The sequence below is a fragment of the Luteitalea sp. genome (assembly GCF_044337415.1).
Taxonomy (GTDB): domain Bacteria; phylum Acidobacteriota; class Vicinamibacteria; order Vicinamibacterales; family Vicinamibacteraceae; genus Luteitalea.
On the sequence record NZ_JBIINP010000006.1, the window covers coordinates 15,268 to 27,994 of the forward strand.

Below are 12,727 nucleotides of genomic sequence, written 5' to 3' on the forward strand. Positions count from 1 at the left end.
GCCTGAACGTCCCACCTTCGCCCATCAGGCTCGCTGCGCGAGCCGGGCTCCGGCGGGCAAGGAGGACACGTCACACCTGCGGTGACGCGTTGAAGACCTGCATGGTCTTCTCGATGCCGTCGCGTGCGAAGCACTCGACGGCGTCGGCGGCCCTCACGACCGCCTCGTCGATGGCCGGACGGAGGTCCGGCGGAATCATCGACAGGACGTGATCGGCGAGATCGCGACGCGGATCCCCGCGCCCGACCCCGATGCGGAGCCGTGAAAACTGCTCCGTGCCGAGCACGCCGATGATCGACTTGAGGCCGTTGTGGCCCCCGGCCGATCCCGACGGCCTCGCCCGCAGATGCCCTGCCGGCAAGGCCACCTCGTCGACGACCACGAGCAGGTCCTCGACGGGAATCTTGTAGAACCGCAGCAGGTCGCCGACAGCGGCGCCACTGCGGTTCATGAACGTGAGCGGCTTGACCAGCAGCCATCCGCCGCCAGCCCCCCGCACCCGTGCCGTCAGCGCATCGGCCGGGGCGCTCTCGAACGCCGCCCCATGCCGAGCCGCCAGCACGTCCATCGTCATGAAGCCGACGTTGTGCAGGGTGTCCCGGTACTTCGGGCCGGGATTGCCGAGACCGACGACGAGCTTCACTTCTCCTTGTCGGTCTTGCCCTTCTTGGCGACCTCGGGCTCGGCCGTGGCGGCTCCCGCCGTGTCGTCGCTGCCCGTGCGGGCGCCGACCACGTGCACCAGCAGCATGTCCACGGGGCTGACGGAGGTCCACTTCTGGCCCGACGCGACATCGCGCACGTACACGCCGTCGCCCATCATCAGGCCCGTCACGTCGATGTCGATGTGCTCGGGGATCTCGGCCGGCAGGCTCTCGATCTCGATCTCGCGGTGGACGAAGTCGAGCACGCCCCCCTGGATCTTCACGCCCTTCGGCTCGCCGTGCAGGCGGACCGACACCTTGACCTGGACCTTCTTGTCGAGGTTCACACGGTAGAAGTCCGCGTGCATCAACTGCTGGGTCACCGGCTGCAGCAGGAAGTCCTTCACGATGACCTTGGTCGTCGTGCCCTCGAGCGCGAGGTCGATGAGGGTGTTGAGGCCGGCCTCCGAGTGCAGGAGCCGCGAGAGTTCCTTCGGGCTGACGGCCACCGCCTGCGGCGGCTGGCTGCCGCCGTAGACGACGGCGGGAATCTGGCCGGTGACGCGGAGGCGGCGGGCTTCGTTCTTGCCGCGCGACTCGCGCACGACGGCTTGCAGGGTCGTATCCATCTCTGTCTCCTACTCTCAGTCCCGCCGAAGCCGCACAGCGGCGAAGGCGGACCTACCATTGGTGGAACTGCTACACGAACAACGAGGACACCGAGGTCTCCTCGTGGATGCTGCGGATGGCCTGCCCGAGCAGCCGGGCCACCGACAGGCACTCGATCTTGCGCGACGAGGCGCACGCCTCGCTCTGCGGGATCGTGTTGGTCACCACCAGCTTCTCGATCGGCGACTGCTCGATCCGCTCGATCGCCGGCCCCGACAACACACCATGCACGGCGCACGCGATGATGTGCTCGGCACCGTTGGCCTTCAGCGCCTGCGCGGCCTTCACGATCGTGCCGGCCGTGTCGATGATGTCGTCCTGCAGCACGCACGTGCGGCCGCGGACGTCGCCAATCACGTTCATCACCTCGGCGGCGCCCGTCTCCGAGCTGCGGCGCTTGTCGATGATGGCCAGGTCGGCGCCGATGCGCTTGGCATAGGCGCGCGCCCGTTCGGCACCACCCGCATCCGGGGAGACCACCGTGACGTTCGGGAACTTCTGACGCGCCAGGTAGTCGATGATGACCGGCGCGGCGAACAGGTGATCCACCGGGATGTCGAAGAACCCCTGAATCTGGGCCTTGTGCAGGTCCATCGTCAGGATGCGGTTGGCCCCGGCGGCGCTGAGCAGGTTGGCCACCAGCTTGGCCGAGATCGGCACGCGGGGCTTGTCCTTGCGGTCCTGCCGGGCGTACCCGTAGTACGGAATCACCGCCGTGATGCGCGACGCCGACGACCGTCGGAACGCGTCGATCATCACGCACAACTCCATGATGTTCGCGTCGACCGGACGCGACGTCGGCTGCACGATGAAGACGTCCGTGCCGCGGATGTTCTCGTCGATCTGGAACGAGACCTCGGTGTCGGGGAACCGCTGCAGGCGGGCCTGCCCCGGCGCCACGCACAGGAACTCGGCGATCTCCTGCGCGAGCTGTGGGTGGGCACTTCCCGAGAACACCTTCAAGTTCGATCGCGCCATCGCCGTCCGTCGAAGTCCTGCTGCCTGCGTTTCGTCCCGACCAGCCCCGGGCGCCTGCCCCGGGTCGTGCCGCCGCATCGGACGGAGTCGCCCCCGTCCTCCAGAAGCCTTCCGGCCGGACAATTCCCCGCGGGAATTGGCTGGGGCGGAAGGATTCGAACCTTCGAATGCGGGATTCAAAGTCCCGTGCCTTACCGCTTGGCGACGCCCCAGTGTCGGCCAAACACGCGCCGGGCGTTCCCCGGCCACGTGCCCGCCGAGGTGCGCAAACCGATAGCCTACACGAACCGGGCAGGAAGGGCAAAACGCGACGGTCAGGGCACGGCCACGCACCGTGTGGCGTCGCGGTAGGCCGCGCGCGACAGCAGGTGCGTCCGCCAGGTGCGTGTGCCGGCTGGCCAGCCGCGCTCCAGTGCCGATACGTCGGCCTCGGGCGCGAATACCCCGAAGCAGGCCGACCCGCTGCCCGACATCGCCGCGATTCGGGCGCCGCCCGCCTGCAGCCGGCCGACGATGGCGGCAATTGCGGGATGCCGCCTGGCCACCGGGCCTTCCAGGTCGTTGGCCGAGGCGTCGCCTCCCGCCCCTTCCACCTGGTCGGCGTCGTACCAGGCATAGGCCTCGCGGGTGGAGACGCCGAACGACGGCCGCACCAGCAGCACCAGGCCCGGCTCCGGATCCGGCAGATCCGTGAGGCGATCGCCGATTCCCTCGCCGCGCATGGCGCCGCCCCAGGCGAAGAACGCGACATCGGCACCGAGGGGGCGCACCACCTCGGCCAGGAACTCCGCGGTCAGGTCACGCCCCGACGCGGCCGCCACCAGCCGTGCCGCCGCGACGGCATCGGCACTGCCGCCGCCCAGTCCGGCTTCGGCGGGCACGCGTTTCTCCAGCAGCAGTTCGAAGCCATCGAGGGACCAGTCCAGCGCCGCCGCCATGGCCGCCGCGCCCTTCCAGGCGAGGTTCCGCTGGTCGACTGGCACGCCCCCCACGTCGCAGACGAGGCTGAACGCCCCAGGACGTCGCCGCAGGACGAGCCGGTCGGCCAGCCCGATCGATTGCAGCGCCGTGGACAGCAGGTGATAGCCGTCGGCCCGCAGCCCTCGCATGCGGAGGTCCAGGTTGATCTTGGCGGGCGCCAGGGTCGCCCAGGCCGGCTCAGCGCTCACGGAGGGCACGCGAGTTCCTCAGGTCAGCGACGGTGACTTCGCGGGCCGCCGCCGGGATGGCGACGTCGAGCGCGCCCGCAGGCAATGCCTCGAGCGCCTCGGGGGCATCGACGGCGAAGGCCGCGTCGGTGCCGTCGGGTCCTTGTGCGACGCGGCGCACCCGGAAGGCCGTGGGCCAGCCGGCGTCCGCGCGGGTGTAACTCACCTCCCACGTGCCGTCGGAAGCCGCCACGACGACGGGACGGCCCCCGGTTCCGGCCCGCAGCCAGATCACGCGCGGGCCCTCGACCGCGACCCGCGTCCAACCGCCGGGAAATGTTGCGGCCTCGCGAGCCGTGCGCCCGGCGAATCCGCAGCCGGCGATGAGCGCCCGGAGGTCCGCCGGGCCGAATGGCACACCGACGACGGCGTCGAGCAGGTCGGCTGGCGACGCCCCCCGCGCCACGGCCGGGTCCCGCGGCAACAGGAGGATGGCCTGCCCAGGGCGGCCTGCCAGCACGAACACCGGCGCACCGAACGGCGCCAGGCCCTCGAGGCGGACCGAGTCGACCGACACGCCGACCTGCAGCGTGCCCCGCACGCGGTCGCCCTCGATGCGGCCCGACAGTCGCAGGTCCGCGGTCAGGGCCACGGGTTCCGTGCAGGCCGCGTCGACCATCGCCTGCGCCGCCTTCAGGTCGGGCATGGCCGTCCCGGCCCCCGCCGGCGTGACGACCAGCACCTTCGGGGCGCACCCGACCAGGCCGAGCAGCAGCACTGCTGCGGCCAGGACCTTACGGCTTGCGCGCACGGGCGATCTTGGCCTTGATGGCGGCGGGATCGATGGATTCCCCATCGCCGGCCAGGGCCCGCTCCCACGCGGCCACGGCCCCGGCCCTGTCGTCGAGGGCGAGGAGGACGTCGCCCAGGTGATCCTGAATCACGGAGTTGGTGCGCGACAGGCCCGCCGCGCGCTCCAGATGCGTCCGCGCTTCCGGCAGCTTGCCCTGCTTGAAGTAGGCCCAGCCGAGGCTGTCGAGGTACGAGCCGTTCTCCGCGTCCGCCTCGAGGGCGCGCCGGATGAGGGCAATCGCCTCATCCATCGGCCCGCCGTCTTCCACGAGCATGTAGCCGAGGTAGTTCAAGGTGGGGGCATGGTCGGGCTCCACCGTCAGCGCCTTCCGGAAGGCGACCTTGGCGTCGGCACGCTTGCCGAACCGCTCGAGGATCGCGCCGCGCTGGAACCAGTAGATGACCTGCGTGCCGAAGGCAGACTCGGCCTGGTCGAGGAGCGCCATCGCCTGTGATTCGCGTCCCGCATCGGCGAGGGTGGTGGCGAGCGCCAGCGTGACGGACGGATCGTCGGGCCGCTGCGCGCGCTCCGCCTCGAGAATGGCCACGGCCTGGTCGGGCTGCTTGGCGCCGATGTAGGCCTGAGCCAGCAGGCGTCCCACCTGCAGGTCGCCGGGCCGGGCCTTGCGAATCTCGGTGCCGAGTGCGATGGCGCGATCGAAGCGACGCCCCATCACCAGCGTCTGCAGCAGGTAGGCGTCGATCATCGCGTCGGGACGCGCCGCCCTGGCGCGTTCGAGCATGGCGATGGCCGCCTCCTGCTGCCCGAGGGCCATGTGCGCGCTGGCCAGCCGCATGGTCACGCCGAGCGCCGACTGCGGATTGCCCACCGCCCCCTTCTCGACCACCGGCGTGAGCACCTCGACCACCTTCGCGTATTCGCCGCGATCGGCGTACACCTGCGAGAGGATCACGGGCCCGCGCACGTCGGCCGGGGCGATGGCCATCAACGCCCGCGCGGTCTGCTCGGCAGCCGCGGCATCGCCGAGCTCGCGCTGCGTCTGGGCGAGCAGGTAGCGCGCCTGCAGGTCCGTGGGACGCGCCTCGATCACCTGCTCGAGCACGGTGCGGGCCGCCGCCGGCTGGTCGGCGCCGAGCAGCGCCGTCGCCTGCCGCAACCGCAGTTCCACGGCCGACGGGTTCTCCTGCGCGGCCAGCCCGTACGCGTCGGCGGCTTCGCGCCACCGCCGTGCCCGCTCGAGCATCTCGGCCTGCTGCAACCGGGCGCGGAAGAACCGCGGCTCCACCTCGAGCACCTCGCCGAGCACGCGCAGCCCCTCGTCGAGTTCCCCGGTGCGCTCGAGCGCCTGAGCGAGGAGCAGGCCGGCCTCGATGGCGCCGTTCTCGCGTTCCCAGGTCGCCCGGAGGACGCGCGCGGCGTCGGCAGGGCGATCCACCTGGAGGTACAGACGCCCCAGGACCACGGGCACGTTGAGGTCGTACCCCCGCCCCGCGGCAGCCTTCTCGAGGTGCCCGATGGCGGTGGTGATGGCGCCGCGGTCGCGCGGCGCGGCCGTGTCGCCCTGCATCACGGACGCCGGCACGGCGAGCATGCCGAGCATCCAGTGGGCGTCGGCGTTGTCGGCGTCGAGGGCCACCGCCCGTTCTGCCGCCCGGCGGGCGTCGTCTACACGGTCGTTGCGCGCGTAGAGCTGCGCGAGTTCGGTGAGGATGCCCGGCGAGGCATCCAGGGTCGCGGCCTTCTCGAGGGCCGCGATGGCTCCGGCAGCATCACCTGCGACCTCGAGCCGGCGAGCCTCGAGAAAGGCCTGGTAGGCCTCGGCGCGGGCCGAAGGGCGCGGCGCAGGCGCGGACGCGGATCCGGGCTGGACCGCCAGCGTCAGGGCCAGCAGGGTGATGGCGAGCATGGAGGGATTATCGCCCAGGGTTTATAGTCGCGGCCGTGCGCGTGCTTCTCGTGCGGTTGCGCCTCATCGGCGACGTGGTGTTCACCACGCCCGTGATCGGCGCCGTCCGCCGTGCGCTGCCGGGCGCCCACCTGACCTACCTGATCGAGCCGGCTGCAGCGCCGGTGGTCCGGCATCATCCCGGCCTGGACGAGGTGATCCTGGCACCGCGGAGCCGCGGGTGGCGCCGCCTCCGCGACGACTGGGCCCTCGGTCGCCAGCTCCGCCGGCAGCGCTACGACGTGGTGCTGGACCTCCACGGCGGGCCCCGGGCCTCGCTCCTCACGTGGCTCAGTCGGGCGCCGCGCCGCATCGGCTTCGACGTGCAGGGGCGTCACTGGATGTACACGGACGTGGTGCCGCGCCCTCGGGAGATCCGGGCCCGGCACTCGGTCGAGAACCAGTGGGACATCCTGCCGGCCCTGCTGCCCGACCTGCCGCCGCCCGCGCCCGACACCGACCCGGTGACCATGGTGCATGCCCCCGGGGCAGACACCACGGTCGCCTCATGGATGGCCGGAGAAGGCCTGACGGCGGACGACCAGCTCATCGTCATGCACGTGAGCGCGGGGAACGCCTTTCGCCGGTGGCCGCTCGCGTCTTTTGCCGAACTGGTCCTTCGGCTGACCTTGTCAGCCCCCAAACGTCGTATCATCCTGACATCCGGACCGTCGGAAGCGGCTGCGGCCGCCGACGTGGTCCGTCTGGTGCAGGAGCGCCGGCCTGCCTCGCCGGAGGTCGTGCGGACCTGTGGCGACATGTCGTTGGACGAGTTGCACGCCCTGATTGGCCGGGCGGCGCTCTACATCGGCGGGGACAGCGGGCCCCTGCACGTGGCTGCCACCACCAGGACGCCCATCGTGGGACTGTACGGGCCGACGCTGCCGGTGCGATCCGCACCGTGGCGAGACCCGCAACTCTTCAGCGCGGCCGTCGATGTCGGGCACTTGCCCTGTCGACCGTGCGAACAACGTGTCTGCGCCCCGGGAGATTTCCGGTGCCTGACGCACATCACCGTTGACGCGGTCGCCGAGGCCGCCGAACGGGCGCTCGCGCCCGCGGCGCCGGACCGAGCCGACTGAGAAGGATGTCGAGCACGACGTGACCGCGCCGGCACTGCGAACCGCACGGATGGACCGACTCGAGACACTCTCGTTGTCGGTGCTCTTGTGCTTCGTCGCGGCGCTGCAGCTCTCGGTCGCGGCGTCGGGCGTGCTGCTGGCCCTCACGCTCCTCTGCTGGGGCGCGCTGCTGGTGCTCCGCGAGGAGCAACTGGAAGTGCCCGCGTTCTTCTGGCCGCTGGCGGCATACGCCGCGGTGACGCTGATCTCCACCACCGCCTCGGTGGACCCTGGCCTCAGCCTGGTCGACTCCAAGCAACTGGTGCTGTTCCTGATCGTCCCGCTGGTGTACCGGCTCGCCCGCGGACACCGGGCGCACCTGTTCGCATCAGTGATCATCGCCGTCGGCGCCGCCAGCGCCCTCGTGGGGCTGTTCCAGTACGGCTTCCTGCACTTCGACAACCTCGGACGTCGCCCGCAGGGTACCCTCACGCACTACATGACGTACTCGGGCTCGCTGATGCTGGTGGCCTGCGTCGCCGCCGCGCGCCTGCTGTACGGGAGTCGCGATCGCGTGTGGCCGCTGCTGGTGCTGCCCGCGGTGCTCGTCGCCCTGGGCCTGACCTTCACCCGCAGTGCGTGGGTGGGGGTGTGCGTCGGCATGGCGGTGCTGCTCGCGCTCCGCGACCGACGCCTGGTGGCCGTGGTGCCGCTGGGCCTGGCGCTCGCCGTGGTGCTGGCCCCCGCCAGCGTCACCGACCGCGTCTACTCGATCTTCGACCTCAAGGACCCCACCAACCGCGACCGCTTCGCCATGCTGAAGTCCGGCGCGGCGATGGTCGAGGATCACCCGCTGACGGGCGTCGGCCCCGATCAGGTCAAGGCGGTCTACCACCAGTACCGCGTCCCGGAGTCGGTTCAGCCTCTCAACGTGCACCTGCACAACGTGCCGATGCAGATCGCAGCCGAGCGCGGCCTGCCCGCCCTCATCGTGTGGCTGTGGTTCGTGGCGGTCGTGGCACGCGACCTCTATCGCCGCGTCTCGCGCCGCACGGGCGCGACGCGCGCACTCGCCGCCGGCGCGCTCGCCTCGCTGGCCGCCATGCTCGGCGCCGGGTTGTTCGAGTACAACTTCGGCGACTCCGAGTTCCTGATGCTCCTCCTCGTGGTGCTCACGCTGCCGTTCGCGGCCGAGCGCCCGGAGTCCATCACACGGCACCTCTGAGTCACGCCCGCGTGCGCTCACTCGTCGACAGCTTCCCGGGTCGCCGCGTCCTCGTCGTCGGGGACGTCATGGTGGACCACTTCCTCTTCGGCCGGGTGCAGCGCCTGTCGCCCGAGGCGCCGGTGCCGATCGTCGAGTACGCGCGCGACGAGTACCGGCCTGGCGGCGCGGCCAACGTCGCCATGAACCTGGCCGCGCTCGGCGCGACGGTGCACCTGGTCGGCGTGGTCGGCGACGATGAGGCGGCGGCACACCTGCGGGCAGGGCTCGATCGTGGCGGAGTCGACAGCGAGGCGCTCGTCGTCGATCCGACCCGCCCCACCACCCGCAAGCTGCGCATCGTGACCCAGCGCCAGCAGCAGGTGGCACGCGTCGACTTCGAGAGCGAGGCCGACGTGAGCGAGGGCATCGCGGCGGTCCTCGGCCACCGCCTCGCCGCGTGCGCCGGCGAGGCCGACGTGATCCTGGTCTCCGACTACCTGAAGGGCGTGATCACCCCGGCCGTGATGGCTCGCGTGCTCGCCGTCGCGCGCGACCGCGGCGTCGGCGTCCTCGTGGACCCCAAGATCCCGCACCTGGAGTTGTACCGGGGCGTCACGCTCGTCACGCCGAACCAGGTCGAGGCCGAGACGGCCACGCACGCGCGCATCCGGTCGGATGCCGACGCGCGCGACGTCGCGCGACGACTGAAGGCGACGCTGCAGTGCGAGTCGGTGGTGGTCACCCGCGGCGAGCACGGGATGTGGGTGCTCGACGGCAGCGTCGAGCCGGCGGTCGAGACCAACTTCGCCGCGACCGCGCTCGAGGTGTCCGACGTGACCGGCGCGGGCGACACGGTGATCGCCACGATCGCCGTGGCTCTGGCCTCGGGTGCCACGCTGCTGGAGGCCGCGCAACTGGCCACGGCCGCCGCCGGCGTGGCGGTGAGCCGCTTCGGCGCCGTCGCCGTCACGCGCGACGAGCTGCTGGCGCGAATCGGGTAGGGCGCGGTCTCCGACCGCGCCGCTGTCCATCAGATCGTTCCGAACCAACGGCGGCGTGGGGACACGCCGCCCTACCTCTGTGATCGCTAGTGCCGGAAGTGCCGCCGGCCGGTGAACACCATCGCGATGCCGTGCTCGTCGGCAGCCGCAATCACCTCTTCGTCGCGCACCGATCCACCGGGCTGCACGACCGCCGTGGCGCCGGCGGCGGCGATGGCGTCCAGGCCGTCGCGGAAGGGGAAGAACGCGTCCGAGGCGACGACCGATCCCTGCAGGTTGCCCTCGCCCGCCTTCATCATCGCGACCTTCACCGAGTCGACACGGCTCATCTGCCCGGCCCCCACGCCGAGCGTCCGATCCGCGGACGCGAACAGGATCGTGTTCGACTTCACGTGAGCGCAGACGCGCCAGGCAAAGCGCAGCGCCTGCCACTCCTGGGCCGTCGGCTGCCGCTTGGTGACGACCTTCAGGCCCTCGGTCGCCGGCGACCACGGCTGGCTCGCTTCGATGACGCGGTCGCGCTGCTGCACGAGCGTCGCGCCCAGAATCGATCGCCACTCCAGCGCATCGGCCGACGCGAGCGCCGCGAAGTCGGCCGTGACCACGCGCAGGTTCGCCTTCTTGCCGAGCACGGCCAGCGCGGCAGGGTCGACGGCGGGCGCGACGACCGCCTCGATGAAGGTGGTCACGATGGCCTCGGCGGTGGCGACGTCGAGCGGGCGGTTCAGCCCGATGATGCCGCCGAAGGCCGACAGCGGATCGGCCTCGCGGGCCCGCACGTAGGCATCGGCCGCGTCGGCGCCCGTGGCGACGCCGCACGGGTTGGTGTGCTTGATGACACTGGCGGCGGGCTCGGAGAACTCGAGGACGATGCGGGCGGCGGCATCGAGGTCGAGCAGGTTGGTGAAGCTCAGTTCCTTGCCCTGGTGGATCGTCACGCGCCCGAAGCCCGTCGGGCCGTCGGCGTACCAGGCCGCTGGCTGGTGCGGGTTCTCGCCGTAGCGCAGCGTGCGGATGCGCGACAGCGAGCGGGTGACGGCCTCGGGGAAGGCCTCGCGCTCACCCGCAGGCACGCGCGCGCCACCTGTCTCGTCCATCGTCACGTGCGCAAGTTCTGACGCAATCATCTGGTCGTAGGCGCCGGTGTGCGCGAACGCCTTGCGCGCCAGTTCGAAGCGCATGGCCTGCGGGACCGTGCCGGCGGCGAGGGCCTCGAGGACGCGCGGATAGTCGGCAGGATCGACCAGCACCAGCACGTCGCGGAAGTTCTTGGCTGCGGCGCGGACCATGCCGGGGCCACCGATGTCGATCTGCTCGATCAGGCCGGGGACGGGCGTCGACGGATCGGCGGCGGCCTTCGCGAACGGATAGAGGTTCACCACCACGAGATCGATGAGCGGGATGCCGTGCTCGGCGAGTGAGGCGAGATGGTCTGGCTTGTCTCGACGCGCGAGGATGCCGCCATGCACGCGCGGGTGGAGCGTCTTGACGCGCCCGTCGAGCATCTCCGGAAAGCCGGTGACTTCCGACACCTGGCTGACGGGGAGGCCCTCGGCTTCGAGCGCCTTGGCCGTGCCGCCAGTGGACAGAAGGTGGAAGCCGAGGTCCGCCAGCCCGCGCGCGAAGGGCGCCAGGCCGGTCTTGTCGGACACACTGATCAGGGCGTACGAAGGCATAGGGTAGGAAAGTAGGGGTTTACGTGGCTTGACACTGCTGAGCAGGCGTCGCTATCCTTGCCGGCGCCGGACAGCCAGATGAGCGAAAGTTGAAGGTTTCCGGTGTAACCGTACGCCTGGGCCCTTGGCGGCCGAGCGTACCTTCTGCCGGTCCGCCGGCGGCGAAGCAAGGCAGGTCAGCACCATGGAACGCATCACGGGCAAGGTCAAGTGGTTCAACAACGCCAAGGGCTACGGGTTCATCGAGCGCGAATCGGGAAGTGACGTGTTCGTCCACTTCTCTGCCATCCAGGGCGCCGGCTTCCGCACGCTCGAGGAAGGCCAGCCGGTCGAGTTCGAGATCGTCGACGGTCCCAAGGGACCGCAGGCCGGCAACGTCACGAAGGTCGGCTAGGTTCGCGCCGCAGGACCCGTGGGCGGCGACACGCCCGCCCACGGACACCCTCCCCACCTCCGCCTCACGCGCGCCGTTCCGCTTACTCATCGTCACTCTCGCCGCGCCCCGCCTTCACGGCTTGCGCCGTGAGGTTCACGCGGCCGTCGATGCGCGTCACGCGAAACCAGACCTGGTCGCCGGGATGCCGCTCACGCAGCGTCCGCACCTGCTCGCGCACCATGTCGGCGAAGCGGTGGAACGGCACCACCTCCCGGCCCTCGTCGCGCCGCGCCTCCATCAGCGCCTCGTAGAGCGTGCGCAGCTTGTCGGCCTCCTGCACCGGGTCGACGAGCCGCGTGGCATGCACCACGTCGGGTGCCGCGGGTGACGACGCCGGTGCCTGGCGCACGAACGGCCCGCCACGACCTTCCTCGCGCGCCCGCACGCCGCGGTCCCAGAGATCACAGAACGTCGAGTAGCGGGCCTGCAGCGTCGAGAACTGGAAGCGCAGCACCGCGCTGTCGAAGTAGGCCCGGTCGAAGCGCCTGAACGCCCGATCGAGCGCGGCACGGCTCTCGAGCGGCGGCCGTCCGGTGCGACCGGAGAAGTACATCGTGTACTCCGCCTCGACCTTCTTCAGTTGCACGGTCAACGCCTGCAAGTCGCGTTCGAGGGCGCTCGGCTGGGGCACGGTTGAGTCGAACCTTCCGGGCGCGCCACCCGCGCGTCAGCGCGGCAGCAGGAACCAGGTCAGCGGTAGCCAGAGCTCCCGCGCGAAGGGCACCGGACGATCGTCGACGAGCACCTCGCACCCCGGGTAGCGTCCGACGATCGCGAACAGGTCGCGCAGCTGCGTCGCCTGCGAGGGATGGAACCGCGCCCGCACGCGGAACGCCTCGCCGGCCCCGACCTCGCGATACTCGGCCGAGGCCCTGGCCAGGGCCACCGCCGCCTCGAAGTCGTCGCCGCCGAAGCGCGGGAAGACGAGCGTGAAGGAGAACGGGATGTCGGCCGCGCCGAAGAGCGCCGTGCGCAGGTCGGGATCGAGGGCCGCGAGTTCCTCGGGCGTCGGCTGCTCGGTCAGGTCGACGTACGGCCAGAACCGCTCTTCCGGCTGGTAGTCCGGCAGTGCGGGACGATCGGCCCGGGCGGATGGTGAGGAGTTCGTGTCGGTCATGCGTCACGGGCACGGGGGCGGGCCGCGCCCGG

At 71.1% G+C, this 12,727-nt stretch carries 13 protein-coding genes and 1 tRNA gene; 4 read left to right on the forward strand and 10 right to left on the reverse strand.

The window, feature by feature from the left end:
- Positions 1-70 precede the first annotated feature (70 nt).
- The 7 genes from pth to ACIRDX_RS02120 all read right to left on the reverse strand — a co-directional run bounded on the left by pth (position 71) and on the right by ACIRDX_RS02120 (position 6,158).
- Entirely contained in the window at positions 71-643 is a 573-nt protein-coding gene (pth, locus tag ACIRDX_RS02090; RefSeq protein ID WP_396623740.1) for an aminoacyl-tRNA hydrolase, read from the reverse strand.
- Complete coding sequence (locus ACIRDX_RS02095) at positions 640-1,272, reverse strand: 50S ribosomal protein L25 (protein ID WP_396623741.1); 633 nt, start codon at positions 1,270-1,272, stop codon at positions 640-642. Before ACIRDX_RS02095 ends, pth begins: the two co-directional genes overlap by 4 nt.
- A gap of 70 nt (positions 1,273-1,342) precedes the next feature.
- A complete protein-coding gene (locus ACIRDX_RS02100; RefSeq protein ID WP_396623742.1) occupies positions 1,343-2,290 on the reverse strand; it encodes a ribose-phosphate diphosphokinase in 948 nt (315 codons plus the stop codon).
- A 137-nt stretch (positions 2,291-2,427) separates the two neighbouring features.
- Positions 2,428-2,502, reverse strand: a tRNA-Gln gene (locus ACIRDX_RS02105).
- A 102-nt stretch (positions 2,503-2,604) separates the two neighbouring features.
- On the reverse strand, positions 2,605-3,459 hold the full coding sequence (locus tag ACIRDX_RS02110; RefSeq protein WP_396623743.1) for a 4-(cytidine 5'-diphospho)-2-C-methyl-D-erythritol kinase: 855 nt from the start codon (positions 3,457-3,459) through the stop codon (positions 2,605-2,607).
- Positions 3,449-4,249, reverse strand: a complete 801-nt coding sequence (locus ACIRDX_RS02115; protein ID WP_396623744.1) for a hypothetical protein — start codon at positions 4,247-4,249, stop codon at positions 3,449-3,451. The genes ACIRDX_RS02110 and ACIRDX_RS02115 overlap by 11 nt, the downstream gene beginning before the upstream one ends.
- Positions 4,233-6,158 (reverse strand): tetratricopeptide repeat protein, encoded by a 1,926-nt coding sequence (locus tag ACIRDX_RS02120; RefSeq protein WP_396623745.1) that lies wholly within the window; start codon positions 6,156-6,158, stop codon positions 4,233-4,235. The genes ACIRDX_RS02115 and ACIRDX_RS02120 overlap by 17 nt, the downstream gene beginning before the upstream one ends.
- Before the next feature lie 35 nt (positions 6,159-6,193).
- Between ACIRDX_RS02120 and ACIRDX_RS02125 the strand changes: the two genes are divergently transcribed.
- Genes ACIRDX_RS02125 through rfaE1 form a run of 3 tightly spaced genes read left to right on the forward strand, consistent with a single transcriptional unit; the run spans position 6,194 to position 9,466 of the window.
- Positions 6,194-7,279, forward strand: a complete 1,086-nt coding sequence (locus tag ACIRDX_RS02125; RefSeq protein WP_396623746.1) for a glycosyltransferase family 9 protein — start codon at positions 6,194-6,196, stop codon at positions 7,277-7,279.
- Positions 7,280-7,298: 19 nt separating this feature from the next.
- Complete coding sequence (locus ACIRDX_RS02130) at positions 7,299-8,483, forward strand: O-antigen ligase family protein (protein WP_396623747.1); 1,185 nt, start codon at positions 7,299-7,301, stop codon at positions 8,481-8,483.
- Positions 8,484-8,494: 11 nt separating this feature from the next.
- Entirely contained in the window at positions 8,495-9,466 is a 972-nt protein-coding gene (rfaE1, locus tag ACIRDX_RS02135) for a D-glycero-beta-D-manno-heptose-7-phosphate kinase (RefSeq protein ID WP_396623748.1), read from the forward strand.
- An 86-nt stretch (positions 9,467-9,552) separates the two neighbouring features.
- Here the strand turns inward: rfaE1 and purH are convergent, their stop codons facing one another.
- Positions 9,553-11,142 (reverse strand): bifunctional phosphoribosylaminoimidazolecarboxamide formyltransferase/IMP cyclohydrolase, encoded by a 1,590-nt coding sequence (gene purH / locus ACIRDX_RS02140; RefSeq protein WP_396623749.1) that lies wholly within the window; start codon positions 11,140-11,142, stop codon positions 9,553-9,555.
- A 184-nt stretch (positions 11,143-11,326) separates the two neighbouring features.
- On the opposite strand from purH, the gene ACIRDX_RS02145 reads away from it, so the two are divergent.
- Positions 11,327-11,536: a cold-shock protein gene (locus tag ACIRDX_RS02145; protein WP_396623750.1), complete on the forward strand. Its 210-nt coding sequence runs from the start codon at positions 11,327-11,329 to the stop codon at positions 11,534-11,536.
- Positions 11,537-11,618: 82 nt separating this feature from the next.
- Here ACIRDX_RS02145 and ACIRDX_RS02150 read toward each other — a convergent pair whose 3' ends face one another.
- Together ACIRDX_RS02150 and ACIRDX_RS02155 are read right to left on the reverse strand one after the other, a co-directional pair.
- Positions 11,619-12,209, reverse strand: coding sequence for an MXAN_5187 C-terminal domain-containing protein (locus ACIRDX_RS02150; protein WP_396623751.1), 591 nt, complete (start codon positions 12,207-12,209; stop codon positions 11,619-11,621).
- A gap of 36 nt (positions 12,210-12,245) precedes the next feature.
- Positions 12,246-12,695, reverse strand: a complete 450-nt coding sequence (locus tag ACIRDX_RS02155) for a hypothetical protein (RefSeq protein ID WP_396623752.1) — start codon at positions 12,693-12,695, stop codon at positions 12,246-12,248.
- Positions 12,696-12,727 lie beyond the last annotated feature (32 nt).

Bases quoted from the DNA above. Each gene is read 5' to 3' on its own strand.
- ACIRDX_RS02155 (WP_396623752.1), bottom strand. From the start codon at position 12,695: ATGACCGACACGAACTCCTCACCATCCGCCCGGGCCGATCGTCCCGCA.
- purH (WP_396623749.1), bottom strand. From the start codon at position 11,142: ATGCCTTCGTACGCCCTGATCAGTGTGTCCGACAAGACCGGCCTGGCG.
- ACIRDX_RS02100 (WP_396623742.1), bottom strand. From the start codon at position 2,290: ATGGCGCGATCGAACTTGAAGGTGTTCTCGGGAAGTGCCCACCCACAG.
- ACIRDX_RS02145 (WP_396623750.1), top strand. From the start codon at position 11,327: ATGGAACGCATCACGGGCAAGGTCAAGTGGTTCAACAACGCCAAGGGC.
- ACIRDX_RS02120 (WP_396623745.1), bottom strand. From the start codon at position 6,158: ATGCTCGCCATCACCCTGCTGGCCCTGACGCTGGCGGTCCAGCCCGGA.
- ACIRDX_RS02095 (WP_396623741.1), bottom strand. From the start codon at position 1,272: ATGGATACGACCCTGCAAGCCGTCGTGCGCGAGTCGCGCGGCAAGAAC.